Source organism: Bacillus sp. FSL L8-0099, assembly GCF_038006385.1.
In the GTDB taxonomy this organism is placed as follows: Bacteria; Bacillota; Bacilli; order Bacillales; family Bacillaceae_G; genus Bacillus_A; species Bacillus_A toyonensis.
Genome location: NZ_JBBOVC010000001.1, coordinates 1,547,178 through 1,572,913 on the forward strand (window position 1 = coordinate 1,547,178; position 25,736 = coordinate 1,572,913).

Here is a 25,736-nt window from a genome sequence, read left to right on the forward strand (position 1 = left end):
GAGATTCGATTTAGGTATGGAGGGAATCAATATATAATAAGAAGAAATAAGGAAACATTTTTAATGAATTGGAGAATGGAATATGTTAATAAACAAACGCTTTACAATTGGAGAAATGGCAAAAATGCATAATATCGCAGAATCTACATTAAGGTATTATGATGAAAAAGGAATTTTTCACCCGTCTATTGTCGATCCGCAAACGAATTATCGTTATTACACAATTGATCAGTTTTCACTGTTAGATACGATTAAATTTTTACGACAGTTAAATATTCCGTTAAAGGAAATTAAGAAATATATTGATGAGCGGAACCCATCTTATGCGCTTAATTTACTTGAAAAGCAACAAGAAATGATGTTAAAGAAGCAAAGAGAAATTGAGTATGCTTTAGCAAAAATGGAACATAGAATTTATGTAATTAAGGAAGCGACGAAAGTAAAAGCTGAAAAAATCATAGTTAAAGAAATCCCGCAGCGAAAGATTACAGCGATTGCGGTTGCACCAAATACAACAGATGATATGTTTGAGTATTATATCCATTCGTTGCAGAAAAATATGAAACAAATAGATAATAGCTTATTCTCTGGAGATATCGGTGTAACGGTTGCCAAAAAAGCATTAATTCAAAATGAATTTCAATCATACAATAGTGTTTTTATTCTTTTGGATTATATGCCTTTTCAAGTACATAGTTCAGATGAAATTAAAGCAGGTATATTTGCGTGTGCTTATCATCATGGACCATATGAAGAAACAGATGAAACATACAAGGAGTTAATGAAATACATCTCTCAAGAGGGATATGAAGTGAGCGGAGATTCGATTGAGATTGCATTAATTGATTGGTCTGTAACAGAAAATCCAGAGGAGCAAGTAACGGAAATTCAAATCCCTATAATGAAAAAACAATGAAATAAGGTGTAAGACTCGTACTAATTACAAATCGGCATCAATGACGATAATTAAGTTACCTATTTTTAAATTCTCTCTTGACCTTCAAGTTACTTGAAGGTTTAAACTGTGAACAGAGCGTTGAAAAAAGGAGCATATTAGTATGGAAGCAACAGAAAAATTAAGAGAAAAACCGATAAAAAGTTTATTTATTTCATATTTAATACCAGCAGTTCTCGGAATGGTATTAATGTCAGTTAATATTGTGATTGACGCGGTCATGATTAGTAGGGGAGTTGGAGCGAACGGTTTAGCGGGAGTAAACGTCGCTATTCCAGCATTTTCGATTTTCTTCTCCATTTCATTATGGATTGGAATGGGCGGAGCAACATTATATTCGATTGCACTAGGCGAAAATAAACTTGAAAGAGCAAGGTCTATTTTTACGCAATCTATGACTGTAGCAGTTATTATCGTAGGCGTTTTAGCGGCTATTTGCGTATGGAGAATAGAAGATTTAGCATACTTATTCGGTGCAAATGAAGTGATTTTACCGTATGCGTTAGACTATTTACACGTGTTATTAACATTTGGAATGATATACGTGTTAGAAAATATTTTAAGTACATTTATACGAAATGATGGAAATCCTAATTTAGCAATGGCAGGTCTTGTTGTAACGGCTGTATTAAACATAGTGTTTGACTATATCTTTATTTTCATCTTTGGATGGGGTGTAACAGGTGCTGCTTCAGCGACTATTCTTTCGGCAGCAATTGGTTTCCTTGTATTATTAACTCACTTCTTTAGAAAGAGTAGTATTTTAAAGTGGACGAAATTCCATTTTGAATGGGATACGGTTAAACAAATAATGGTGATTGGTTTCCCAAGTTTTACAGCAGAAAGTACAGTAGCAATCGTAACGATTGGTTTTAACATCGCATTCGTTCAATATGCAGGAGAAGTAGGAGTCGCTTCCTATGCAATGGTGAATAGCATTCATGCGATGGCATTACTATTATTCTTTGGTGTTGGAGCAGCATTACAACCAATCGCAAGTTTTCATTACGGTGCAAATTTATCAGAAAGATTGCGTGAAGGATTACAGTTTGCTGTGAAGATTGCGGTTGTACTCGGAGGCATTGCGATAATTGTCGGATTATTCTTCGGGAAATATATCATTGGTCTATTTGATGTCCAATCGCCAGAACTATTGGAGTTAACGTTAACAGGTATTAGCTTGTTCTTTATCCAATACGTATTTTTAGGCTACAACATTGTGTATGGAGAGTACTTCCAATCAGTGCGACAAACGAAGAAATCAGTACTTATTATAATGAGCCGAGGGTTACTATTTATTATTCCGTTGTTATGGATTATGCCAAAGTTATTTGGAATAAACGGAATTTGGCTCGTTATGCCGGTTGCGGAAGTATTGACAGCAATTATCGTATTTACGATGAATCGTATGAAACATCCTGTTCCGTTACATATGGCAGGAAAGAAAGAAGCAATATAATGAAGAAAATCCCCTTGAGCAAGTAAGGGGATTTTTCATTCTTTTAAACTAATCGCAAAAGACCCATCCGTTTCTTGAACAGACGCAAAAGCCACATTTTTAATATGGGTGATGCCTTTTTCTTTTAACTCTTTATATAACCACTTTTCGTCTTTATGGATCAACTTTAAGTTATCGTATTGAATTTGAGAATCGACAATAAGGGCGATTGGTAATCCAGCATACTTAACATGTATATTCATATCCTTTGGAGTCAATGGTACAAGTTCTCGCTTTGGTAAAATGCTAATGGCTCCATTCGCTTCTAAAATAGCGTATTCAATTTCATGAACACTTGGATATCCGGCGACGCGAAGGTTAGAAAGCAATTCGGGTATGGGATATCTACTTTTTTGTAAGTTCTCAAAAATAATATTACCATGTTTAATTAAAATAATGGGGTGTCCGAGAATGAAACGATTTAGTTTGTTGAGTAAGCTTAATTTTGTAAGAAGTAAGTGCAAACATGTAATAACGACCATACCGAGAAATGCTTGTAAAGCACCAGCGACTGGTATGGCTTGAAAAGCTAAATAAGATAAAAAAATAATAGCCCCAAAATCATGAGGAGTTAGTTGTGCTAATGCGGATTTACCGAGTAACTTAAGCGATAGTAAAAATAAAATAAAAAAGAATGATACGTTACATAAAAAGAGAAGCAATAGGGACACTCCTTCGTGCGAAGTTGTACTTACTATTCCCAAAAACAATAGAAATATTACCTTTTAGAGGATAAATAAGGGTTATTTGGAATTTGTCTGTATACAAACGAATAAATGGATATTATGATGAAAGAAGCAAAGAACATAGGAGTATATGGATATGAGAAAGAAGAAAATAGTTAAGTATATTATAGCAATTATAACGGTTTGCGCCGTGTACGCGGTTTTTTTACAATATAACATTTATAAGCATGGGCATATGAAAGCTACCGACGATGTTGATTATATCATTGTATTAGGCTCGAAAGTAAATGGTACGAAACCATCGTACTCATTACAATATCGTATTGATAAAGCAGCTGAATATTTAAAATCACATGAGAAAACAATCGCTATCGTATCTGGCGGACAAGGAAAAGGTGAAGATATTTCAGAAGCATTAGCGATGAAACAAGGATTAATGAAACAAAATATTGCAGAAGACCGTATTATAATGGAGGATAAATCAACGAGTACAGATGAGAATATTACATTCTCAAAACCGTTAATTCCAGCCAATATGAAAAAAGGTATGATCGTAACAAACGATTTCCATATGTTTAGAGCGAAAAAAATAGCAGCAAAACAAGGTTTGCAATTAGAAGGGCTTCCTGCCAAAACACCGAAGCCAATTATCATCCCATCGAATGTCCGAGAATATTTAGCCATTACGCAATATTGGTTTATGAATCGAATATAGTGAAAGTAATCCCGCCCGAAATTCGAGGCGGGATTTATTTTGAGGAAAATCTTACAAAACTGTCATCTTAATGAAAGGTAAAGCGATAGTTTCTAGAATGGATTCCTGACATAATAAAGATAACAAAAACTATTTAGAGGTGAATCGGATGAAAGGAAATAATATTCTATCTTCACTATGTTACTTTAGTATCTTTTTTGCACCATTTTTACTGCCAATTATCGTGTACTTCGTTGCGGAAGATGAAGTGAAATATCACGCGAAAAAAGCATTTTGGTCACATGTTTTTCCGTACGCAATCTTATTTGCTGGATTAGCAGTATCAGGCGTATACGGTTTAGGCTTCGATCAATCTGATGGCGCGGGAATTGGGATGGCTATCACATATGCAGTATTCATTCTTGTAGGAATTTACTACTTCATTTGGAATATCGTAAAAGGTATTAAAGTTTTGAAAGCAGCGTAATAAGACAAGAAATAAATTGGTGTAATTCTGTCGTTATTTGTCGGTAAATCAATATTTCTTGTCGAATCGTCGATATATTCGAAAAATCGTTGATATAGTGCAAGGAATCGTTGATATATTTAAATTATCGTTGATATAATTTCATTTACCGTATTGATAGACATTTTAAAAAGAGCAATTCAAAAAGAATTGCTCTTTTTGTGCTTATAAGTTGTGAATATTGAAAAAGATATGTTAATTTTTCATTATGAAGAGAAAAAAGGAGTGTTTTTCATGAATGAGATCATACATAAAATGGAGCAACACGTTTCAGTTCGTAAATATAAAGAAGAATCCATTCCGAAAGATGTAGTAGAAAGAATGGTTCAAGCTGCGCAGCATGCCGCTTCCTCGCATTTTGTACAGGCCTATTCTGTTGTATATGTAACCGATCAAGACCTAAAGGCTAAACTAGCAGAACTATCCGGAAATCGTCACGTGAAAGAGTGTGCAGCATTCTTTGTTTGTTGTGCAGACTTAAAGCGACTTGAAATGGCGTGTGAAAAGCATGGTACAGAGATAAAGCATGAAGGGGTGGAAGATTTTATCGTTGCGACGGTAGATGCTTCACTTTTTGCGCAAAACTTAGCACTAGCAGCGGAATCATTAGGATACGGTATTTGTTATATTGGTGGTATTCGTAATAACCCGAAAGAAGTGAGTGAATTGCTTCATTTACCGGATAAAGTATATCCTGTGTTTGGAATGACAGTCGGTGTGCCAGATGAAGAACATGGAGTTAAACCACGTTTACCGGTAGCAGCAATTCTTCATGAAAATGGATATGATGAAAAGAAATATGATGAATTATTAAACGAATATGATGAAACGATGAGCGCATATTACAAAGAAAGATCATCAAATCAAAAAAACATAACATGGACGGAATCAATGAGCTCATTTATGTCCAAAGAGAAAAGAATGCATATGAAAGAGTTTTTAAGTGAGAAAGGGTTAAATAAAAAATGAGTGAAAAGACAAACCTGAGACGTTAGTTTAAGTTATAACATTACTTGTAAAACCGAAGCTGAGAAAGTGGGATTCACTTTTTAACTTCGGTTTTTTATTTGTTATTATATAAAGTGAAAATAAAAATTAATAAATTTTTACAAAAGTGATAGAAAATGAGAATGAAATGCCGATAGTAAGTAAAAGCAGCTGCTAAAGGGGAACTGAGGAAGGATGATGTTTATGATTTTCGATTCTGAAGAGGATTTAATTATAGCAATGAAAAAACGTGATCAAGATGCTTTGAAAGAAGTGATTGATCAATATGGAAAATTAATTTTGTACATTATTCATAAATCATTAAGTACCCCTATTGAAAAACAATATGTGGATGATTGTTATAATGATGTGTTTACTATCATTTGGTTTCAAATCGAACAATTTGATATAGAAAAGGGCAACTTAAAATCTTGGATGATTGGTATTACTAAATTAAAGGCATTGGAATATAAAAAGAAAGTATATAAAGAGAATAAAATTGATAAAGACGTAGAAATAGATGCAGGTACCCATGATAAGTATGAAATAGAACAAGAAGAAGAGATTATGGAAATAGTCCAAGATTTAAATACAAAGGATCGGTATATCTTTTTAAAGAGGTATATTGATGGATATTCCATTGACGATATTGCAAAAGAATTAAAAGTAACGGCTGACTATATATACAATCGAATCTCTCGTGGAAAGAAAAAACTTCAAAAACTGTGGAAAGGGAGTGTGTAATATGGATAAAAGATTATTATCGATGTTAAATGAGCTCCAATATTCAGAAGAAGAAATTACACGTTTAGAGAAAGAAGCGAATGAGTCTATAAATATAGATAAGTATTATGTGAGAAATGGAGAGTTATTAAAAAAATTAACTTTACAAATGTTAGAAGAATCAATTCGCAACGAATTACAAGCTGGTGAAGAAATTCAGAAGGAACTATTAGTAGATGAAGGATATATGGCAAATAACAAAGTTATACCGAATATATATTACGTAGGAGCTACTTTTTATTATTATATCGTTTTAACGAATAAAAGAGTGATAATGAAAGGGTTAGATTGTTATTTCAAAAAAACAAATGAACATAGCATGCCAATAGGAGATATACAATCTATTTCGCAACATAAAAAAATGAAAAACGTTTTTGAGATTAAATATAATAACAATTATATACAGTTTGGAAGTATTGCGTATGCACATGAAGTTGCGATGATTATTATGGAGTTGAAAAAACGCGGAGTAAAAGTAGAAAAGTATACAGATTTCGAAAAAGGTTTTTTCTTATTCTTTAATATACTCGTGATAGTAAGTTCAGGTCTTTGCTTTATAAAATATTTAATGTAAAAGGCGGCATAATAGCCGCTTTTTATCGGATGATTTTGTAGCTTAAAAATACAACAATAATTTCATTTGAACCAAGCTGTTATTGCGCAATCTAAAGCATTTTCTATAACAAATGCAAACTATCAATAAGAAGATAAATACCTGTACAGCTCAAAAGGATATATGTAAATATTTTAAAAACTTGTTGATTAAGCCATTTGAAAATAATTTGACCTATAAACAAACCTAAAAATACAATTGGAATTGCATAAAAACTTGATTTCCAAATTGTTATGTCCGTTCCAGTAAAGAGTATTTGAGTTAGTAGACTAATGAAATATATAAACAGATAAAAAGCCAAAGTAGTTGCTCTTAACTTCTCTTTTTCAGTATCAGTTCCTGTAAAGTAAAGTAACAAGGGAGGTCCTGGCATACCGATACTTGTCGTTAAAAGACCTGATAATCCACCAACTACGAAATCTCTAAATGGTGTTGATCTAACCTTAAAGTTACATAGTAGCAACAATGTTAATAGTAAGAGTAGGATGCTAATTGCTAATTTAAAAGTGTTTATGTTAATGGAAATGAAGAGTAAAATACCAAAAGGTACACCAACTATACTTCCAAAAATAAATCTTTTCAGCAAAATAAAGTCAATGTCCATTCTTATTTTCCAAATGAGTGATATGGAAATAATTAATGATAAAATAATGTTTATTTGTATAGCTTCTTGCGGTAGAAATAACATGAGTAAGAAAGGTGTTGCCATTATAGAAAAGCCAAAACCTGTACTGGCTTGCAAAACAGAAGCCACCAATATTATACATATGAAAATTAATGTAATCTCCAAAATAGCCCTCCTATTTAATCAAATTCAATACATATTTTATTACTACGAAAATCGAATGTAGCTGTTTTGAGCCTATAGAATAAGTGCAATCTTTCACAATCTTACTTTTATTTTAACATAAATATTTGATTTCCTCTCAAATGGTGTTCAAGTAAAGGGCCTTTTAATGAAATGAAATGACTTGTATTTTATTTAATTTGATTGTTATATAACGATAACAAATGAGAGTAAATAAAAATTAGCAGTGAGCTATATAGTATCGGTAGGATCTTCACTAAGCTTCCCGCGATAAAATAAGAAAAGCCATATAAAACTAACAAAAATACAACATATAGCTAACAGGCAACCAATTACTTGCGGAGAAAGGGTTTCTAAAAGCCAGCCTATAATAAACATAGATAGCTGAATGAGAGAACCATATATGGAATAATGAAATGAAAAAACTTTACCAATCATGTTTTCTTCGGTATACATTTGTAATAAGGTTGTGTCTAAAGGGACGATAATGCCCCCTGCGATACGCATGCAGAGTAAAGTAATAATACCGATAATAAGCTGATTGGATAGAACGAATCCGAGAAAGAAAAATCCTTGTAGTAAGTACGCCAAGCCAAATGCTTTTTCATTGTCTCCTTATTTTTACATACATATAGATTAACGAATAGACTACCAATAATAAGACCTAATCCTTGAACACTATATAAAATTCCAATATTAGCATGGAAGATCCTTTCGGCATAAATTGTTAAAAGAAGTTGATAAGCACCACCAATAATCCCCCATGAAATTCCGACAAGAATTAATGCTAATATAATTTTTTTCTGTAATATGTACGTGTATCCATCTTTTATATCCACAAAAAATGACTTTTTTATGTTAAATTTTTTGTGAGAAGGGATATTCAACTTATAAATGATTAAAGCGGAAACAAAGTATGATAGGCTATTAATGATAAAAGCGATTTCTATACTTAAAGCCTGGGCGATAATCCCACCTAATGAGGCGCCCATAATTGACATAAAGCCATTAACTGTACTAGAAAGTGTATTTGCAGTTACTAAATGTTTTTGCCTAATAATCATTTTTAAAGTTGATTGTTTAGCAGGCTCAAATAAGCAAGAGAGGACCGACAAACATATATTAGCTACGAAAATAATTTCAATCTTATAGGTTGCTAATAAGTAAGTGAGTACAATAACTCCCCTTAAAACATCGGTGGAAATCAAAATCTTCTTTGTTGGAAATCGATCCACAAACCCTCCAATAAAAGGACTAAGAAGAAGTTGAGGTAACCCTTTACTCATAAAAGTTAGTGCGATAATAAACGGAGATTCTGTTACGCTATAAACGAATGTTAATAAAGCTACAGTATGAAACCAATCTCCCAGTACACTTAATGTTTGGCCATAAAACAGCTTTCTAAAGTTTGTATTTGTTTTAAGCAGTGTGGAATAAGAAACTGACATAAAAGATTAATCCTTATGTATTAATGATGCTTGAACTTGTCTTTTCCATTCACTTAAATACATGTTCTCTGCTGCAGAAAGTTCAACAGGTAATTGTGCAATCAATTCTAAACTATTTCCATCAGGATCGTTAAAGTATACGGAGGCGTGTGCCAATTCTGGAAAAACGATCGGTTCAATTGGCTCCATTCCAAAGTCTTTTCTTGCTGAAATTCCTTTTTGACTTAGCCAATGTATTGCATTTTCTAAATCAAGCAAGCTTACTTGGAAGGCAATATGTCGCAAAGATGGGTGATAAGTAACTTTGTATTCTGTTCCTTCCCAAAGTCCGAGCCAACTCTCATTTTCTTTAATCCAAAAGAAAGCAATAGCGTCACCTCTTTTATATAATTTTAGCCCTAGTGATTCATAAAAAAGTATTGATACTTCTAAGTTACGGACGGGTAAATGTGCCTCATAAAGACCTTTAATCATTGTAATCCCCCTTAGTAAAAGTGTTTCTTATTTCATAGTAAACGATATTTTGTTAGATCAAATCAGAAATAAGAGGGATATAAATTCATACGAAAGTATGAAAAAACAGCTCAAATATGAGCTGTTTTCGTATAGTTTTTAGTTCATTTAGTAAGGATAGGATGATTAATATCCGTATCCGCCGCCACCCCAGCAGCTACATCCGATAATGATTAGAAGGATGAATAGTACGATAAGCAAAGCAAATCCACCGCCGAAACCAGCACAACTACCACCATAGCTCATGTGTTTTCCTCCTTTTTGTAAATTAATCTATATAATTCATGGACTACTATATACAATATGTTTTTCATGTGGAAAAGGAGCCAGTCTGTATTTGAATTAGACAAATGTCTGTGTGATTCAGGTTTTTCTATATTACATGTGCGGGAAATCTTACTAAATAAAGCGTTTACGGATTAAGAGTATGTTAAAAACGTAAAAATTGTAAAAAAAACCATTTTTATATTTTTTTATGAGGAAATATGTACTATAATTTTACAAGTAATATTATGGGAAAAGGGAGTTTTAGTTTAGAGATGGAGATGGGACGATTACAAAATAAAATAGAAAACAAAAAGAAAGAGTTAATTCAACTTGTTGCGAGACACGGATTGGATCATGATAAAGTTTTGTTATTTAGCCGAGATTTAGATATACTAATTAATAAGTTTATGAATGTAAAAGATAAGGTCCATAAATGAATAATTTATAATTTTTTATATTAAGATATTCAACGGAAGAAAGGGGAGAAACGTTATTGGAACATTTACAAGATGAGCTTTATAAGCAAATAAAAGAAGAAAAAGGTACTGTTACAGTTTTCTTAAAGAGTGGTGTGAGAATAGTCGGAGAAGTTGCTGGCGTAGACAAATTTACAGTTTTAATGTTAGTAGATGGAAAGCAACAGCTGATTTACAAGCAGGCAGTATCAACAATAATGAAATAAGACACTCTAGTAGAGTGTCTTATTTCATTATTTCTTACAAGCTTCAACGTCAATGCCAGCAGCTAATAATTTCTTTTCTCCATCTTGTTCAATAATTTTTTGTAATTTAGATAGGAAAGAGTCAAAGTTTGTATGTTTTGCGACTTGGAATGTCATTTTATGTTCAATTGGTAGCCACGTATTAATGTCAGCCTCGTTATGCTGAATTTTTACTTCCAATTTATCAAGCGCATTAGCAACTTTTGCTTCGTACGTTTCTTTCGCTTCAAACTCCATCCATAAATTATATAATTCCTCACCGAGAGAACCTTTTAATGTTTGTTTAATATTTAAAATTGCTTCAAGTTCATTTTTTTGTTTTTGTAATTGTAATTCGTGACTATTCATTGTATCAAAAGCAGGGATATCGCCAGCTTCAGCTTCGACTAGGTCGTGAATAATAACCATTTTAAGTAACTTTTCAATATTTACTTTTTGATCTAAATAAGGCTCAACTAAAATGGCCATTAGAGACATGCGCCATGTATGTTCGGCAACACTTTCTTGGCGTCCGTTAGAAAGCCAGCTATGTCGCATTTCGTATTTTAGTTTTTCTGCTAATGCAATGACTTGTAAAATGTTATGTTCCATCGTGATCCTCCTCTTATTTCCATACCATAATTCTAATATGGAAATGAAATGTGTCAATTTTATGAGTATATTGCGATAAATAGATGATGAGCGTATAATGAACGTTATATGTGAAAACGCATTATTAAAATAAAAAAATGTTTTATAAAAATGAAAAGGAAAGGGCAGGAATATGGGAGACGAAAAACAAGTATTTGCTAGACCAGAAAGAAAAAAAAGGAAGTTTGATATTTCTAGTCCAATGGGCATTATAGTAGGCTTCGCTATTGTAATAGCGGCGATCGTACTTAGTGGCGGTGGAATAAAAGCTTTTAAAAACTTCTTAGATATTCCATCTATTTTAATTGTCATAGGGGGAACGGCAGCGACAATTGTTGTGGCGTATCGATTTGGAGAAATAAAAAAATATACGAAAAGTATTTTTACTGTTTTACATAGAAGAGAAGAAGATTTAGAACAGTTAACGGATTTGTTCGTTAATTTTTCGAAAAAGTCTAAAAAGAACGGTTTACTTTCTTTAGAAGTTGATGGAGAACAAGTAGACAACCCTTTTATTCAAAAGGGGATTCGTTTAATGTTAAGTGGCTACGATGAAGATGAATTAAAAGAAGTGTTAATGAAAGATATAGAAACAGAAGTGTATGAGCTAAGAAAAGGGGCAACATTATTAGATAAAATTGGTGATTTCGCTCCAGCTTGGGGTATGATAGGGACTTTAATTGGTCTTATCATTATGCTTCAAAATTTGCAAGATACATCACAAATTGGTACAGGAATGGCAGTGGCGATGCTAACGACATTATATGGATCAGTACTTGCGAATATGATTGCAATACCTCTTGCGGAAAAGGTGTATCGTGGTATTGAGGATTTATATACAGAGAAGAAGTTTGTAATTGAAGCAATTTCAGAATTGTATCGTGGGCAAATTCCTTCTAAATTAAAGTTGAAACTTGATACGTATGTGTACGAAACGAAGATAAAAAAAGAAAAACGAGCAGCCTAATATTGCAAGGAGTGGTATGATGATAAAACGACCGCAAAAGGGATCGCCTCGTTGGATGACGACTTTTACAGATTTAACGATGTTATTATTAACTTTCTTTGTATTACTAGTTGCTACATCAAAGCAGGATGCAGTAAAATTGTCAAAGATGCTTGAAAAGTTTAGCGATGCGGAGCAAGTAGATGCAAAAGTAATGGAAAATACAATACCAGATATAACACATGAAAAAAATGATGAAAAAATGATCTCAAAAAAGAGAATGGATGAATTATATAAAAAGTTAAAAGCATATGTAGATAATAACGGTATTAGTCAAGTGAATGTATATCGAGAAGATACAGGGGTAAGTGTCGTTATCGTAGATAATTTAATATTTGATACGGGTGATGCGAACGTTAAACCAGAAGCAAAAGAGATAATGAGTCAATTAGTCGGATTTTTCCAATCAGTACCAAATCCAATCGTTGTGGAAGGACATACAGATAGTAGACCTATTCATAATGAGAAATTCCCTTCTAACTGGGAATTATCTTCAGCACGAGCAGCTAATATGATTCACCACTTAATCGAAGTGTATAATGTGGACGATAAGAGGTTAGCTGCGGTAGGATATGCAGACACAAAGCCAGTTGTACCAAATGATTCACCGCAAAACTGGGAGAAAAATCGTCGCGTTGTTATTTATATAAAAGAATAGTATATTGTTATTTTAATAATAAAATAATAAAAATACGAAAATTCTTTTAAAAAAATATTAAATTTTATCATTTTATTTTGTATAATGAGTGAGAATGATAAGGTGAAATATTAAGATATATTTATACATAGAAGGAGAGAATCAAAAAGAATGGCACATAAAATTTTAGTTGTAGACGATGCGATGTTCATGCGAACGATGATTAAAAACTTATTAAAAAGTAATTCTGAATTTGAAATTATCGGTGAGGCGGAGAATGGAGTAGAAGCAATTCAAAAGTATAAAGAACTTCAACCTGATATTGTAACATTAGATATTACTATGCCAGAAATGGACGGACTTGAAGCATTAAAAGAAATCATTAAAATTGATTCAAGTGCAAAGGTTGTTATTTGTTCGGCAATGGGACAACAAGGTATGGTATTAGATGCAATTAAGGGTGGGGCGAAAGACTTTATTGTAAAGCCATTCCAAGCGGATCGTGTAATCGAAGCTTTAACAAAAGTAGCAAATAGCTAATATAAAAGGGGTGCCACAAGGAATCAAAACAGTGATAGAGGATACACGTGTGGCCCCCTTTTTTCTTGTTTTAAAACACTAAATTGTTATACATAAATGAAATGTTTGTTAGACAGGTAGGGGATTAAAATGCAAACAGATCTATTGAATATATTTTTTGAGGAATCAGAAGAACATTTACAATCGCTAAATGAAAATGTGCTAACTTTAGAACAAAATCCAGCTGATATGGATGTTGTAGGAGAAATATTCCGCTCAGCCCATACATTTAAAGGTATGTCTGCAAGTATGGAATTTGCGGAAATGGCGGATTTAACGCATAAGATGGAAAACGTGTTAGATGAAATCCGTCATGGGAATATCGTGGTCAATGCGGATATTATTGATGTGATTTTTGAGTGCATTGATAATTTAGAGAAGATGGTTGCAGATGTACAACAAGGCGGAATGGGTAATATTGATGTAGTTTCTACTAAACAGAAATTAGAAGCATTATTGCACGGTAATGTAGTAACTCCTACAGAACATATAGAGCAAGATCATATAGGTAACGATGGTGGAGTTTCGCATGAAGTACATATAACGGTAGAACAGCAAGCTATTTTAAAAGCAGTACGTGCCATTATGTGTATAGAAGCATTGCAAAATGTAGGTAATATACAAAAAACTGTTCCGAGTATTGAAGAAATTGAAGCGGATGCTTTTGGGTTTGAGTTCACAGTATTTATGGATACTGATTATAATGTAGAAGAATTGAAACAAGTAGTGCTTCATATTTCTGAAATTGAGAAAGTAGAAGTGAAGCAAGGACATACATCACAAGAAGCTGTGCAAATAGAGAAAATGATACAATCTTCTGCAGTTGCGCAGGTTGTATCACCTGTAGAAGCACCGAAACAACCAGCTAATACTACACCAGCTAAAAGCACAGTAAAAACGAAAAATGCTAAAGTGGAGAATCGCTCCATTCGTGTTCAATTAGAGAAAATCGAAACATTAATGAATATGTTTGAAGAAAGTGTAATTGAGCGTGGGCGCATTGATGAATTGGCACAAACGATTCAAAACAAGGAATTAATTGAGCATTTAAATCGATTAGGAGATATTTCAAAAGATATTCAAAATGTACTTTTAAACATGCGCATGGTTCCAATTGAAACGGTCTTCAATCGTTTCCCACGTATGGTACGAATGTTAGCGAAAGATTTAGGTAAAAAAATCGATTTACAAATTACAGGAGAAACTACTGAAGTTGATAAAATTGTAATTGATGAAATCGGTGATCCGCTTGTTCATTTAATTCGAAATGCAATTGATCACGGTGTTGAGACTGTTGAAAAACGACGTGATGCAGGTAAAAATGAGACAGGTACGATTAAATTAGAGGCGTTTCATAGTGGAAATCATGTCGTTATTCAAATTACGGATGATGGAAACGGTATTAATAAAGGGAAAGTATTAGAAAAAGCGATTAAAAATGGTGTTGTAACAGAAGCAGATGCGAATAGATTAACAGATCGTGAAGTGTTTGATCTTATATTCCAACCAGGATTTAGTACAGCCGAAGTTGTATCGGATCTTTCTGGGCGTGGTGTTGGATTAGATGTTGTAAAACATACGATTCATAGTTTAGGTGGACATTTAATTATTGATTCTGAGGAAGGAAAGGGAAGTACATTCAGAATTGAACTTCCGTTAACTTTGTCTATTATTCAATCTATGCTTGTTCAAACGAACGATAAGCGTTATGCTTTACCTCTTGGAAATATTGTTGAAGCAATTCGAATTAAGAGAGAAGACATCCAATCCTTACAAGGAAAAGATGTGTTAAATTATCGTAACCAAATTATTGAAGTGAAGCATTTAAGTACAGTATTTGGTGAAAAAACAGTAGATGAGGCGTTTGCGTCATATGATGGTCAAATGGTTCCTGTGTTAATTGTTCGTAATACACATCGTAGCTATGGGCTTATTGTAAACACAATTATCGGTCAAAGAGAAATCGTCTTAAAGTCATTAGGTGACTTCTTTGCAGAGAGTTCTAACTATTTCTCTGGTGCGACGATTCTCGGTGATGGACGAGTGGTCCTCATTTTAAACCCAGAAGGTTTATAATAGGAATGAAGGAAAGCTCCCCACTTGTATACAATTGGGGAGCTTTTTGGTTAATTATTATGAATGTATAAAAATAATTATATAACTGGAAATAAATACAGCGTAACGATTTGTATAATCAGTTTGTTAAAATATAATGAGTGTAATAAATTGAGAGTTTATCCTGCTAGTTGCGGGTTAATAATCAGTGAGGAATGGATAGAAGTCCCACTGATTAAAGTGTCACTTTATATCATTTGATAGAAAAACAGAAATGAGGAGGCAGGGAAAATGCCTGAGCAACACACAAATGGGGAAACGAGCACAATTGTGCTAGAAAAAGAAAATGAGCATTTAACACCTCAAGAATGCGATATTCTTGGCGAAATCGCAAATATATCATTTGGTTCAGCTTCGACTGTATTATCAACAATTTTAAATAGGCAAGTAAACATTACTGCTCCTCGTGTAGAATTGGTAGATTTATATGATACAAGTGATGTTGAAGTTCCACATGTTGTGTTAAATATTCATTTTACAAAAGGATTAGATATGGAAAACCTTCTTGTTCTTAAGCAAGATGTTGCATTATCAATTGCTGATTTAATGATGATGGGGACAGGTGAAGTGGAAGAAGGAAAAGAACTTGGTGAATTAGAGCTAAGTGCTGTACAAGAAGCGATGAATCAAATGATGGGATTCGCAGCTACATCTATGTCGGAATTCTTCCAAGATACAGTAGATATGTCTCCGCCGACAATTAAAGTCGTAAAGCTATCAGAAGAGATGGAGAAAATCTCTGAAATAACTGGAAATAACACAATAGTTAAAGTATCGTTCGATCTAAAAATAGATAATCTTGTAAACTCTAAACTTGTACAAATTGTTTCGGTGGAACATGCGAAACGAATGATAAATAAATTACTACAATTATCTGGTGAAGTAGAAGAAAGAGATGAACCGGCGGAACTGGTTGAAACTGAGATTGTAGAGGAACATGTTGAAAAAGAGCATTTAACACAAGAAGAGAAAGATGTACTCGGTGAAATTGCGAACATTTCAATCGGTTCAGCTTCAACGGTATTATCAACGCTTTTAAATCAGCCAGTCACGATTAGTACACCAAATGTAGAGGCGATTGATGTTCGTCATTATGATGGAGTACCAGTGCCATTTGTCATTTTAAATGTCGACTTTGTTGAAGGGCTAAAGAATGAGAACGTATTCGTATTTACGAAAGATGTTGCCTTAACAATGGTAGATTTAATGATGATGGGAACAGGGGAAGTTGATCCGGAAAAAGAGCTTAGTGAATTAGAACTAAGCGGTATTAAAGAGATTATGAACCAAATGATGGGGCATGCTGCAACAGCGATGTCGGAAATGTTTCAAGAAAAAATGGACATGACGCCGCCAAATGTCAAATTTGTAACGTTAAAAGAAGAAATGGAATACTTGGGAGAGTCAATGGAAGTGGACGAACTCGTTCAAATTACGTTCAATCTTGAAATTGGCGATCTTCTTCAATCGAAAATGTATCAAATTTTACCCATTTCCGAAGCGAAAGAAATGGTAAGAAGACTTCTGTATCCAATGGTGGAAGAGCAAGAAGAGATTACCCCGGAAGAAATTGAAGAGGAAGAAATTGCGGCACCAGTTGTACAACCTATTGAATTTAAAGAAGTAAAACAGATTGAACCAGTATATATGGATACATCCATTCTACAAAATGTAGAAATGAACGTAAAATTTGTATTTGGAAGTACTGTGAAAACCATTCAAGATATATTAAGTTTACAAGAAAATGAAGCGGTTGTACTAGATGAAGATATTGATGAACCGATTCGAATTTATGTGAATGAAGTATTAGTGGCATATGGTGAACTTGTAAATGTAGATGGGTTTTTCGGAGTAAAAGTGACGAAATCGCTATAAGGCGTTGAAATAGGAGTTTGAACGAGTAGATGAAAAACGTAAAGTTTTTTCTAATGAGTTGGCTATGTATACATGTGTGCTTGTTCTTCCCCCTGCAAAGTCAGGCGGAAGAACAAATTGAGCCAGAGCAAAAAATAAATAAATTGGAAGTAATAGAAGAAAATAAGAAACTTCAAGAACAGCCAGAGCAAGTAGAAATAAATCAAGGTGAAGATGAACAAAAAGAAGTGACGAATGAACAAAAGAGCGAAAGAAAGATAGAAACGGATCAAGGTGTTATTACAGTAAATAAGCCAGAGCTAAAAGTTGGCGAAGAAATGCGGATTACTGTAGAACCAAACGAGAAAGACATTCAAAGTATGAAAGGTATATTGCAGTTACAAAGAAATGGTGAGCAGTATGCACAAGAAAGAATGTTATCTTTTGAGTATGATGAAGAAACGAAGCGATGGATTGCTAACTATAAAGTCGAGAGTTTTGATTTACAAGGTGATTGGAATCTTCATCTCGTTCAAAGTTACAAAGAAAATGAGAAGGAAGAGCTCATAGAAAATGAAGTGAAAGTCCCGCTCGTTCGTATTGGAAATGAAACACCAACGATAGATAAAGAATTGCCGAAGTTACATAAAGTTACTATTGATGAAGCAAAAGAGAACTTAATTGAACGGAAACAGGGAGATTCTATACATATACGAGTGAAAGCTGCCGATGTAGAATCTGCTGTGAAAGAAGTGCGCGTTACATTAAAAGGGAAAGATGATAAAGAAATTCCCTTTTTATTAGACTACAACAAGCGTGACATGGATTGGCAAAAAGTATTTGAACTAACTGATGCCTTGCCAAATGGACAGTATAAACTATTTGTAGAAATAGTGGATGCTGCAGGCAATAAACTTGTTGCGGAAAGTGAATATATCGTTTCTGTTTTGGGACAAAAAATGGAAGATGATAAAAAAACAGAAGAGCAAGAGAATGAAAATAAAGTAGAAGATAAGAAAGAAATTAGTAAGCAAGAAGATTCGAAAGTAGAGATCGTGCTTCCAGAAGAAAAACTTCCAGTTGTTCAAATTCCGAAGCAAGACGAGAAAGTAAATGAGTTTATACAAGAAACATTGAAAGAGAAAGAGGAATTCCCTCACGTTATAAAAGACCCATTGGCAGATAATAAGGAAGTAAGTAATGTAAAGGCTCAAAAAGAGAAAACAGGTAAAAATGACAAGCAAGACGTTTCGAAAAAGAAAACAGAGCCAGAAGATAAGAAAGAAGAAAGAAGTGAACAAGGAGTACAAGCTTCTAATGTGTTTACTATTATGTCAGGTTTATTTGTACTATTTTTAGTTTTAAAGAGTAATAAAGAATGGGGCTAATCATTTCGTAGTAGTGGAGGCATTTAAATGGAAATTAACCGTACGACAGTTGAAAATAAGACGCTACAACCATTAAAACAGCCTGCAGCTATTTCGGAACATGAAATTCAGAAAGAACGAAAGCATAGTAATTTAGTGTTTAGTGGGCAGTCTAAAATCATTTCGAAAAATAATGAAATAGGCATTTTACTTGCAAGTTTAGGCGATGGAAAGATTATGAAGGAAATACTTTCTAAAGAGATGGATACAGTGTTACAACTCTTTAAAAAGTTACATACGTTATCTGGAGAAGGTAAGCAAACAGAAAAAATATTTGAACAAGTAATTAGAAGTTTACAAGGACTTGTTAAGCAGGTGCATATAAAAGATCTTCCTTTATTAGATGGAACATATGATTTCGCTGAAGTACAACTATCATTTGGTAGAAAGGTACATATTCCGTTATTAGATGTAAGTGCACTTATCTCTAGAGTGGAGAGTGATTCTTCAGAAGGAAATATAAATTTAATGGTAACGGTTATTACTGCTTATATAACGAAGTTGTCTAACGAAACCATTTTAATTAGCGTTACAGACCGCACGGCAAAAGATCGGGATGTCAGTGTATGGAGAGCGCTCGCAGAAATGAATATGACACAATTGTCACAGGCGTTGAAACATACAATGCAAGAACATAAATGGTCTATGACGTTTCTTTTTCTTTTTATATGGATTGTTGGTATCATTTTAATTCGAGTTATATAAAAAGGTCGTCACTTCATTGTGACGACCTTTTTAATCCCGTAAAAGCCCGATTGGTATGTGCTGATTAAAGTTTCACTTTATATTTTTTCATAGAAGAATGTATCGAACCGCTGAAGGTTGTAACGTTCGGGTGTTAAAATTTGTTCTGTACTACCAACAAATAGTACACCGCCTTTTCGTAAAGAACGACTAAACTTTTCATAAAGCTTTACTCTTGCTTCTTCTGTAAAGTATATCATTACATTACGACATATAATTAAATCGTAATTTGTATCGAATGACTGCATTAAGAGGTCGTGTTGTTTGAACGAAACGTTTTGCTTAATGTTTTGATGCAATGAATATGTATCATTCTCTTTTGTGAAATGACGCTCTTTCAAATCGATAGGTAATTCTTTTAAAGAACGTTCTGTATATTGACCGCGTTTCGCAGTTTCTAAAATATGAAAATCAAGATCTGTTGCTTGAATTTCATAGCGAAATGGAGAAAGATGTTTCGATAAAATTAAAGAGAGTGTATATGGTTCTTCACCAGCAGCGCAAGCAGCACTCCATATTTTTAATTTCCCATTATTTTGTTCAAGTAATTTTGGCAGTGCTTTCGTCTCTAACGTTTGCCAGCGTTCTTTATTTCTGAAAAATTCTGAAACGTTAATTGTAATATAGTCTATAAAACTTAAAAATAAATTTTGATCGGTACGTAAATGATTTAAGAAATTTACGTAGTTGTCAAATCCTTTTCTTGAAATGAAAGCATCGATTCTACGGCGCATTCTATCTTGTTTATACGAAGCGATATCCATATTGTATTGTTGTTTAAAACTCGCGATAAAATGATCATAATCTTGTTCAAGTATCATATTTACAATGGGCACAATAACGATATTGTGCCTCCCCCTTTACATCATACGAATTTTTTGTTCAAAGCTTTTTTTCATCTGTTTTTCATGTAAACCTGGTAAATCATAAATAACAGCATCAATACCCGCTTCTTTTGCAACGTCAATGGGAATGACAGATGTATGTTTGTCCCCGTTATAAAAACAGAGAACTAAATCGGTATCTTCAATAATTTGTTTTACAAAAAACATAAAATCTGATCGATAAATGGAGTCGGAAGGATGATCAAAAGCAACATACTCGGCTCCGTGTTTTTTTAAGTAATAAACGACTTCTTGAAATTCATCTGTTAATGCTTGTAACGGTTGTAGCGTGTAAAGGCATAAATTTTGAGCGAGTCTTTCGTTTTCAATGAAAAAACGAAGAACTTCATTTTCGATAGTTTTATAACATAATATGTAAATTTTATGTTTGTGAGCATAGTCAGTTAGAAATTTTTTAATTTCATCTTGATCTAATGCTGTTAATTGATTTGAACCACAAAGAAAAATATTCATAGAATTGTGCCACCTCATGCTAAATTGTAACATATCTTTTATAAAAAATAACTGCAAAATATTACTGTTCAGAGTATAATTATAAATAACTGGATTTTACGATTAAGTTTAGGAAGAAATAAAAAAATAAATAGGTGATATATATGCTACGTTCTATCTCGCATAATCCAATTTTATCGCATATACCGCCTGCTACTCAAATGCCGAAAGAAGCAAATGTCAGGACAGGACTTGCATTTTCGGATAATTTGCATGCAGATCCGAAAAAAGATAAATTGCTAGAACAAATGGAAGCGTTTGTCGATAATATTGGAGAAATAAAAGAGAAAATTGAAATGGAATTAACGCTTGATAATGTCATGGAATACAAAAATACAGTGAAATCATTTTTGAATTTTTACGTAGATAATGTATTGCAATATAAAGACGTTATGTCTCGTCATCCGCGTTACGGATATTCACAGAAAATGACGATTGTGAAACAAGCAGAAATGGGATTAAATGAATTAGAAGATGTGATGAACTTAATTAATACAAAAACTGGACATTTAGAAATGTTAAATCAAATTGGAGAAATCCACGGTTTAATTGTAAATTTAGTCTTGTAAAAGGAAGGGAGCTATATGTACATACAATTATATGAGAAGCTCGTTATTATTCAAAAAGCATATGAAAACATTCAAACGCTTGGAGAACAAATATATGAGAATTTAAAACATAAAAATGTAAATGCAGTTCAAAAGTTGCAAGTAGAGCAATTGCAGTACATTGATGGTTTAAAAGGATTATCGAGCGCATTTGAAGAAATGGTTGTTCAGTTTTGTAAAGAAAAGGGCGTTGAACCATCTCGCGTGAGTGCATTATTTTCGTATTTTTCCCATGAAGAAATTGAAAAAATGGAAAAAATACAAAAAAACTTAGTTGAATTAGAAGAGAATGTAAAAATGATTCTTTTAAAAAATCAATATTACTTAAACGTACTATTAAAAACTACAGAAAGTATTGTGGATTCCGTTTCTGAATATAATTTGGAGCGAAACAATAATTCGCAAATCTTTATGAATGAACTATTGTAAAGGAGAAGTGAAGCTTTATGAGATTATCTGATTATAATACACCGCTATCGGGTATGTTAGCGGCTCAAATGGGGTTACAAACAACGAAACAAAACTTGTCTAACATTCATACACCGGGTTATGTGCGTCAAATGGTGAATTACGGATCTGTTGGAGCAAGCAATGGTCATACGCCAGAACAGAGAATTGGTTACGGTGTACAAACGTTAGGTGTCGATCGTATTACTGATGAAGTGAAGACGAAACAGTTTAATGATCAATTATCACAACTCTCTTACTATAATTACATGAATTCAACGTTATCACGAGTAGAGTCTATGGTAGGGACGACAGGAAAAAATTCATTATCTAGTTTAATGGACGGCTTCTTTAATGCTTTTCGTGAAGTGGCAAAAAATCCAGAACAACCAAATTACTACGATACATTAATTTCTGAAACTGGGAAGTTCACAAGCCAAGTAAATCGTCTGGCGAAAAACTTAGATACAGTGGAAGCACAGACTACAGAAGATATTGAAGCACATGTTAATGAATTTAATCGTCTTGCTGCTAGTTTAGCAGAAGCGAATAAAAAAATTGGACAAGCAGGCACACAAGTACCGAATCAACTGTTAGACGAACGAGATCGCATCGTTACAGAGATGTCTAAGTATGCCAATATAGAAGTATCTTATGAATCTATGAATCCTAATATTGCAAGCGTTAGAATGAATGGTGTTTTAACAGTAAGTGGACAAGATACATATCCACTTCAATTAAATAAAGAAAAAGACCCAATGTCAGTTGAGATTTACGGTTCAGAAATCTCTGTAACTAGCGGAGCGATAAAATCAGCGATTGATACGAAAGCGAAGATTGTTGAATATAAAAAAAACCTTGAAGGTTTAATGAGTTCAGTGAAAAATCAAGTGAATACAGTGATGGGAAAAGATTTCTTCGTTGGCGATTATGCGAAAGATATGAAATTAAATCCAGAATTTGCAAAAGACATTTCGAAAATGAAAATATCTGCTGAAACAGCAAATAAACTAGCAGCAATTACAGATGGCGATTATAAAGAAGGCCTTTCTAATAAACAAGCATTAGACCAATTCATAGTAGGTGTAGCTTCTGATAAAAGTGCAGTGAATGCTTATCAAAAAATTCATGGAGACTTATTAGAAGGTATTCAGCAAGAGAAGATGAGCGTCGAAGGGGTAAATATGGAAGAGGAAATGGTAAATTTAATGGCCTTCCAAAAATATTTCGTGGCGAACTCTAAAGCGATTACTACGATGAATGAAGTGTTTGATAGTCTATTTTCGATTATTAGATAATGTGAATTAGAAAAGAAATCCCCTCTTTTTTATGGTTAGAAAGAGGACCTACGGATGGTAGAGGCGTTCAATGCCTATCATTGGCCCAATCGATGTAAGACTAGAAATATAAAATGGTTGTAGGTTAAGTGAGTTAAGAGGATAGCGATAGGAAGCTGTGGATTCTTCTTAACACCAATTCAAATATAGATAAAGGAGAAGAGAGAGATGAGAGTATCTACATTTCAAAATGCAAGCTGGGCAAAGAATCAGTTAATGGATTTGAACGTGCAACAGCAATATCATCGAAATCAAGTAACTTCGGGGAAGAAAAACCTTCTTATGAGTGAAGACCCACTTGCAGCAAGTAAATCATTTGCAATTCAACATTCATTGGCAAATATGGAACAAATGCAAAAAGATTTAGCCGATTCGAAAAATGTATTAACACAAACTGAGAATACTTTACAAGGTATTTTTAAATCTTTAACGAGAGCAGATCAATTAACGGTGCAGGCATTAAATGAGCCAAATGGTGAAAAAGAATTGAAAGCCATCGGTGCAGAGATTGATCAAATTTTAAAACAAGTTGTATATTTAGCGAATACGAAAGAGCAAGGTCGTTATATTTTCGGTGGTGATAGTGCGGAGAAGCAACCATTTACAGAAGATGGTACATACCAAGGTGGAAAAAATGATGTAAATTGGCAACTAAATGACGGTTATGAATTAAAAGCGTTTCGTAACGGAGAAGCATTATTATCTCCGGTTATAAAAACGTTAAAACAGATGAGCGAAGCGATGCAAAAAGGTGACCAAAAAGCGTTACAACCGTTATTAGGAGAAAATAAGAAAAACTTAGATGGCATCATTAACCGTACAACTGAAGTTGGTTCAACAATGAACACAATGGAAACATTTAAAACAATTTTAAGCGAGCAAAATTTAGCGCTTCAAGAAAATCGTAAAGAAATTGAGGATGTCGATTTAGCGGTAGCAATTTCTGACTTAGCGTATATAAATGCGACGTATGAAGCGACGCTTAAAGCAGTTAGCACGATGAGTAAAACGAGTATTTTAGACTACATGTAATTAATAAGGAGTGAGAAAAATGGCAGGAACAACGATGACAGGTATTGGTGGTAGACAACAAATTTGGAATCTCGGAAATAATATGATCGATACTTCAAACTTCGTCGAATTAGAAATGAATGCGTTAGATATGAGGAAAACACCGTATACGAAAGAAAAGAACGACCTTACAAATGATAAATTATTATATACAAGTTTAAAATCAGAATTTAGTTCTTTCACACAAACATTTAAAAACTTAGCGGCTTTTAAAGGGAATGAAAAAAAAGTAACGACAACACAAGACGGTTATATAAATGTAAAAGCTGATGGTGGTGCGATTGCAGGAACTTTTAATATGACAATTACACAGCTAGCGCAGCGTCATCAAATAGCTTCAAATGACATTACAGATATAAATGCAAAGCTTCCTAAAGATGAAACATTAAAACTAGGCGGTAAAGAATTAAAAGTAACAACTGATATGACATATAAAGATTTAATTAATAAGATTAATGATGGAGATTATGGCGTATCAGCTTATACACTTGGAAATAAAATTTTCATGACCTCGAAAAAAGAAGGAACAGATGGAGTAATTAAGTTTGAGGGGAACACATCTACACTATTTCAAGATATTGGTTTAGCTAATGCGGATGGAGTAGCGCTTAATGTAATCAATGAAGCGCAAAATGCTAAATATAGTATTAATGGTATCACAGCTGAAAGCTTTACCAATACAATTGAGGCTCTTCCAGGCGTGAAAATTGAATTATTAAAGGTAACTGAGCCAAAAGTGGAAGGGACACCAGATGCTGGCACAACACCAGATCCAAAAACAAAAGGTATAGACCTAAAATTTACAGTAAATGACTCAAACGTAACAGATGCATCGAATGTTATTAAGAAGATGGTTGCGGATTATAATAAAGCTGTTAGTACGGTAGATATCTTTGCCGGAAAAGGTGGGGCTTTCCAAGGTCAAGCCATTATGCAAAGTGTACGTCAAGCGATGAACAATGTCGTAACATTTTCTCAAGATGGTAATTATTTATTCACATTTGGTATTCAATTAAAGCAAGATGGAACGATGGAAGTTAATGATGAAAAATTAACACAAGCATTAAAAGAAAAACCTGATGCAGCGAAGCAATTTTTCTTTAGTTCTAACGGTTTAGGAAAAATGATGGAAGAGCCACTTGATAAACTATTTGGTGATAAAGGTGTAGTCGGTGAGAGAGTAAAAAATATTGACTCACGTGTAAGTGATTTAGATAAAAAGATTAAAGATATCGAGACGCAAAACTTGCAAAAGCAAGATGAAATTGTGAAGAAGTATCAAAAATTAGAAAGTACATTAGCGGCGCTTGATAGCCAGCTAAAAACAATTAAAGCAATGACAAAACAAAAAAGTGATGATTAATGAAAGTTAAGGAAGTGATGGT

Annotated in this window: 28 protein-coding genes and 1 pseudogene; 21 read left to right on the top strand and 8 right to left on the bottom strand. The window is 33.5% G+C overall.

All coding sequences use genetic code 11. The features are described from left to right. Window positions 1–82 precede the first annotated feature (82 nt). Window positions 83–916: a MerR family transcriptional regulator gene (locus tag MHH42_RS08095; protein WP_000906738.1), complete on the top strand. Its 834-nt coding sequence runs from the start codon at window positions 83–85 to the stop codon at window positions 914–916. 142 nt (window positions 917–1,058) lie between these two features. Further along, window positions 1,059–2,414, top strand: coding sequence for an MATE family efflux transporter (locus MHH42_RS08100; protein WP_000388383.1), 1,356 nt, complete (start codon window positions 1,059–1,061; stop codon window positions 2,412–2,414). A gap of 35 nt (window positions 2,415–2,449) precedes the next feature. On the opposite strand, the gene MHH42_RS08105 is transcribed toward MHH42_RS08100, so the two are convergent. Further along, entirely contained in the window at window positions 2,450–3,115 is a 666-nt protein-coding gene (locus MHH42_RS08105) for a DUF421 domain-containing protein (protein ID WP_016108108.1), read from the bottom strand. Between the two features lie 160 nt (window positions 3,116–3,275). Between MHH42_RS08105 and MHH42_RS08110 the strand changes: the two genes are divergently transcribed. The 5 genes from MHH42_RS08110 to MHH42_RS08130 all read left to right on the top strand — a co-directional run bounded on the left by MHH42_RS08110 (window position 3,276) and on the right by MHH42_RS08130 (window position 6,703). Further along, complete coding sequence (locus tag MHH42_RS08110; protein ID WP_016108109.1) at window positions 3,276–3,854, top strand: YdcF family protein; 579 nt, start codon at window positions 3,276–3,278, stop codon at window positions 3,852–3,854. A 148-nt stretch (window positions 3,855–4,002) separates the two neighbouring features. Then, a complete protein-coding gene (locus MHH42_RS08115) occupies window positions 4,003–4,320 on the top strand; it encodes a DUF4870 domain-containing protein (RefSeq protein ID WP_000678050.1) in 318 nt (105 codons plus the stop codon). Window positions 4,321–4,593: 273 nt separating this feature from the next. Beyond that, the gene (gene nfsA, locus MHH42_RS08120; protein WP_001002406.1) at window positions 4,594–5,328 is read left to right on the top strand and encodes an oxygen-insensitive NADPH nitroreductase; all 735 of its coding nucleotides are present in this window, start codon (window positions 4,594–4,596) and stop codon (window positions 5,326–5,328) included. Between the two features lie 216 nt (window positions 5,329–5,544). Beyond that, a complete protein-coding gene (locus MHH42_RS08125) occupies window positions 5,545–6,090 on the top strand; it encodes a sigma-70 family RNA polymerase sigma factor (protein WP_016108111.1) in 546 nt (181 codons plus the stop codon). Between the two features lies 1 nt (window position 6,091). After that, a complete protein-coding gene (locus tag MHH42_RS08130) occupies window positions 6,092–6,703 on the top strand; it encodes a PH domain-containing protein (RefSeq protein WP_016108112.1) in 612 nt (203 codons plus the stop codon). A gap of 103 nt (window positions 6,704–6,806) precedes the next feature. Here the strand turns inward: MHH42_RS08130 and MHH42_RS08135 are convergent, their stop codons facing one another. The 4 genes and pseudogenes from MHH42_RS08135 to MHH42_RS08150 all read right to left on the bottom strand — a co-directional run bounded on the left by MHH42_RS08135 (window position 6,807) and on the right by MHH42_RS08150 (window position 9,757). Next, window positions 6,807–7,532, bottom strand: coding sequence for a sulfite exporter TauE/SafE family protein (locus tag MHH42_RS08135; protein ID WP_016108113.1), 726 nt, complete (start codon window positions 7,530–7,532; stop codon window positions 6,807–6,809). 249 nt (window positions 7,533–7,781) lie between these two features. After that, window positions 7,782–8,998 (bottom strand): annotated as a pseudogene (locus tag MHH42_RS08140) (MFS transporter). A 6-nt stretch (window positions 8,999–9,004) separates the two neighbouring features. After that, window positions 9,005–9,472: a VOC family protein gene (locus tag MHH42_RS08145; RefSeq protein WP_097896728.1), complete on the bottom strand. Its 468-nt coding sequence runs from the start codon at window positions 9,470–9,472 to the stop codon at window positions 9,005–9,007. Between the two features lie 165 nt (window positions 9,473–9,637). Further along, complete coding sequence (locus MHH42_RS08150) at window positions 9,638–9,757, bottom strand: YjcZ family sporulation protein (RefSeq protein WP_000120179.1); 120 nt, start codon at window positions 9,755–9,757, stop codon at window positions 9,638–9,640. 239 nt (window positions 9,758–9,996) lie between these two features. Here MHH42_RS08150 and MHH42_RS08155 point away from each other — a divergent pair, with 239 nt between their 5' ends. Both MHH42_RS08155 and hfq read left to right on the top strand, forming a co-directional pair. Next, on the top strand, window positions 9,997–10,215 hold the full coding sequence (locus tag MHH42_RS08155) for an aspartyl-phosphate phosphatase Spo0E family protein (protein WP_000291696.1): 219 nt from the start codon (window positions 9,997–9,999) through the stop codon (window positions 10,213–10,215). Window positions 10,216–10,271: 56 nt separating this feature from the next. Continuing rightward, on the top strand, window positions 10,272–10,460 hold the full coding sequence (gene hfq, locus MHH42_RS08160; RefSeq protein WP_000400654.1) for an RNA chaperone Hfq: 189 nt from the start codon (window positions 10,272–10,274) through the stop codon (window positions 10,458–10,460). A 27-nt stretch (window positions 10,461–10,487) separates the two neighbouring features. On the opposite strand, the gene MHH42_RS08165 is transcribed toward hfq, so the two are convergent. Then, on the bottom strand, window positions 10,488–11,090 hold the full coding sequence (locus tag MHH42_RS08165) for an HD domain-containing protein (RefSeq protein ID WP_000400764.1): 603 nt from the start codon (window positions 11,088–11,090) through the stop codon (window positions 10,488–10,490). A 172-nt stretch (window positions 11,091–11,262) separates the two neighbouring features. On the opposite strand from MHH42_RS08165, the gene MHH42_RS08170 reads away from it, so the two are divergent. The 7 genes from MHH42_RS08170 (at window position 11,263) to MHH42_RS08200 (ending at window position 19,452) form a co-directional block, all read left to right on the top strand. Then, window positions 11,263–12,096, top strand: a complete 834-nt coding sequence (locus MHH42_RS08170; protein WP_000502108.1) for a flagellar motor protein MotP — start codon at window positions 11,263–11,265, stop codon at window positions 12,094–12,096. 19 nt (window positions 12,097–12,115) lie between these two features. Beyond that, entirely contained in the window at window positions 12,116–12,793 is a 678-nt protein-coding gene (locus MHH42_RS08175) for an OmpA family protein (RefSeq protein WP_000596044.1), read from the top strand. A 150-nt stretch (window positions 12,794–12,943) separates the two neighbouring features. Continuing rightward, entirely contained in the window at window positions 12,944–13,312 is a 369-nt protein-coding gene (locus tag MHH42_RS08180) for a response regulator (protein WP_000940571.1), read from the top strand. Between the two features lie 129 nt (window positions 13,313–13,441). Then, the gene (locus tag MHH42_RS08185; RefSeq protein ID WP_001192585.1) at window positions 13,442–15,427 is read left to right on the top strand and encodes a chemotaxis protein CheA; all 1,986 of its coding nucleotides are present in this window, start codon (window positions 13,442–13,444) and stop codon (window positions 15,425–15,427) included. Between the two features lie 270 nt (window positions 15,428–15,697). Then, window positions 15,698–17,341: a flagellar motor switch protein gene (locus MHH42_RS08190; protein WP_340893124.1), complete on the top strand. Its 1,644-nt coding sequence runs from the start codon at window positions 15,698–15,700 to the stop codon at window positions 17,339–17,341. Between the two features lie 29 nt (window positions 17,342–17,370). Then, entirely contained in the window at window positions 17,371–18,708 is a 1,338-nt protein-coding gene (locus MHH42_RS08195) for a hypothetical protein (RefSeq protein ID WP_000800073.1), read from the top strand. Window positions 18,709–18,735: 27 nt separating this feature from the next. Next, on the top strand, window positions 18,736–19,452 hold the full coding sequence (locus MHH42_RS08200) for a hypothetical protein (protein ID WP_340893126.1): 717 nt from the start codon (window positions 18,736–18,738) through the stop codon (window positions 19,450–19,452). Between the two features lie 77 nt (window positions 19,453–19,529). Here MHH42_RS08200 and MHH42_RS08205 read toward each other — a convergent pair whose 3' ends face one another. Together MHH42_RS08205 and MHH42_RS08210 are read right to left on the bottom strand one after the other, a co-directional pair. Then, on the bottom strand, window positions 19,530–20,312 hold the full coding sequence (locus tag MHH42_RS08205) for a CheR family methyltransferase (protein ID WP_141490642.1): 783 nt from the start codon (window positions 20,310–20,312) through the stop codon (window positions 19,530–19,532). Window positions 20,313–20,351: 39 nt separating this feature from the next. After that, window positions 20,352–20,849, bottom strand: a complete 498-nt coding sequence (locus MHH42_RS08210) for a flagellar motor switch protein FliG (protein WP_097896564.1) — start codon at window positions 20,847–20,849, stop codon at window positions 20,352–20,354. A gap of 143 nt (window positions 20,850–20,992) precedes the next feature. On the opposite strand from MHH42_RS08210, the gene MHH42_RS08215 reads away from it, so the two are divergent. The 5 genes from MHH42_RS08215 (at window position 20,993) to MHH42_RS08235 (ending at window position 25,714) form a co-directional block, all read left to right on the top strand. Then, window positions 20,993–21,457 (top strand): YaaR family protein, encoded by a 465-nt coding sequence (locus tag MHH42_RS08215; RefSeq protein WP_000946323.1) that lies wholly within the window; start codon window positions 20,993–20,995, stop codon window positions 21,455–21,457. Between the two features lie 15 nt (window positions 21,458–21,472). Next, the gene (gene flgN, locus MHH42_RS08220) at window positions 21,473–21,925 is read left to right on the top strand and encodes a flagellar export chaperone FlgN (protein ID WP_000275891.1); all 453 of its coding nucleotides are present in this window, start codon (window positions 21,473–21,475) and stop codon (window positions 21,923–21,925) included. A gap of 17 nt (window positions 21,926–21,942) precedes the next feature. Further along, complete coding sequence (gene flgK, locus MHH42_RS08225) at window positions 21,943–23,241, top strand: flagellar hook-associated protein FlgK (RefSeq protein ID WP_001239720.1); 1,299 nt, start codon at window positions 21,943–21,945, stop codon at window positions 23,239–23,241. 207 nt (window positions 23,242–23,448) lie between these two features. Beyond that, complete coding sequence (locus MHH42_RS08230) at window positions 23,449–24,312, top strand: flagellar hook-associated protein 3 (protein WP_001266434.1); 864 nt, start codon at window positions 23,449–23,451, stop codon at window positions 24,310–24,312. Window positions 24,313–24,331: 19 nt separating this feature from the next. Next, on the top strand, window positions 24,332–25,714 hold the full coding sequence (locus MHH42_RS08235; RefSeq protein WP_000929294.1) for a flagellar hook-associated protein 2: 1,383 nt from the start codon (window positions 24,332–24,334) through the stop codon (window positions 25,712–25,714). Window positions 25,715–25,736: the final 22 nt, after the last annotated feature.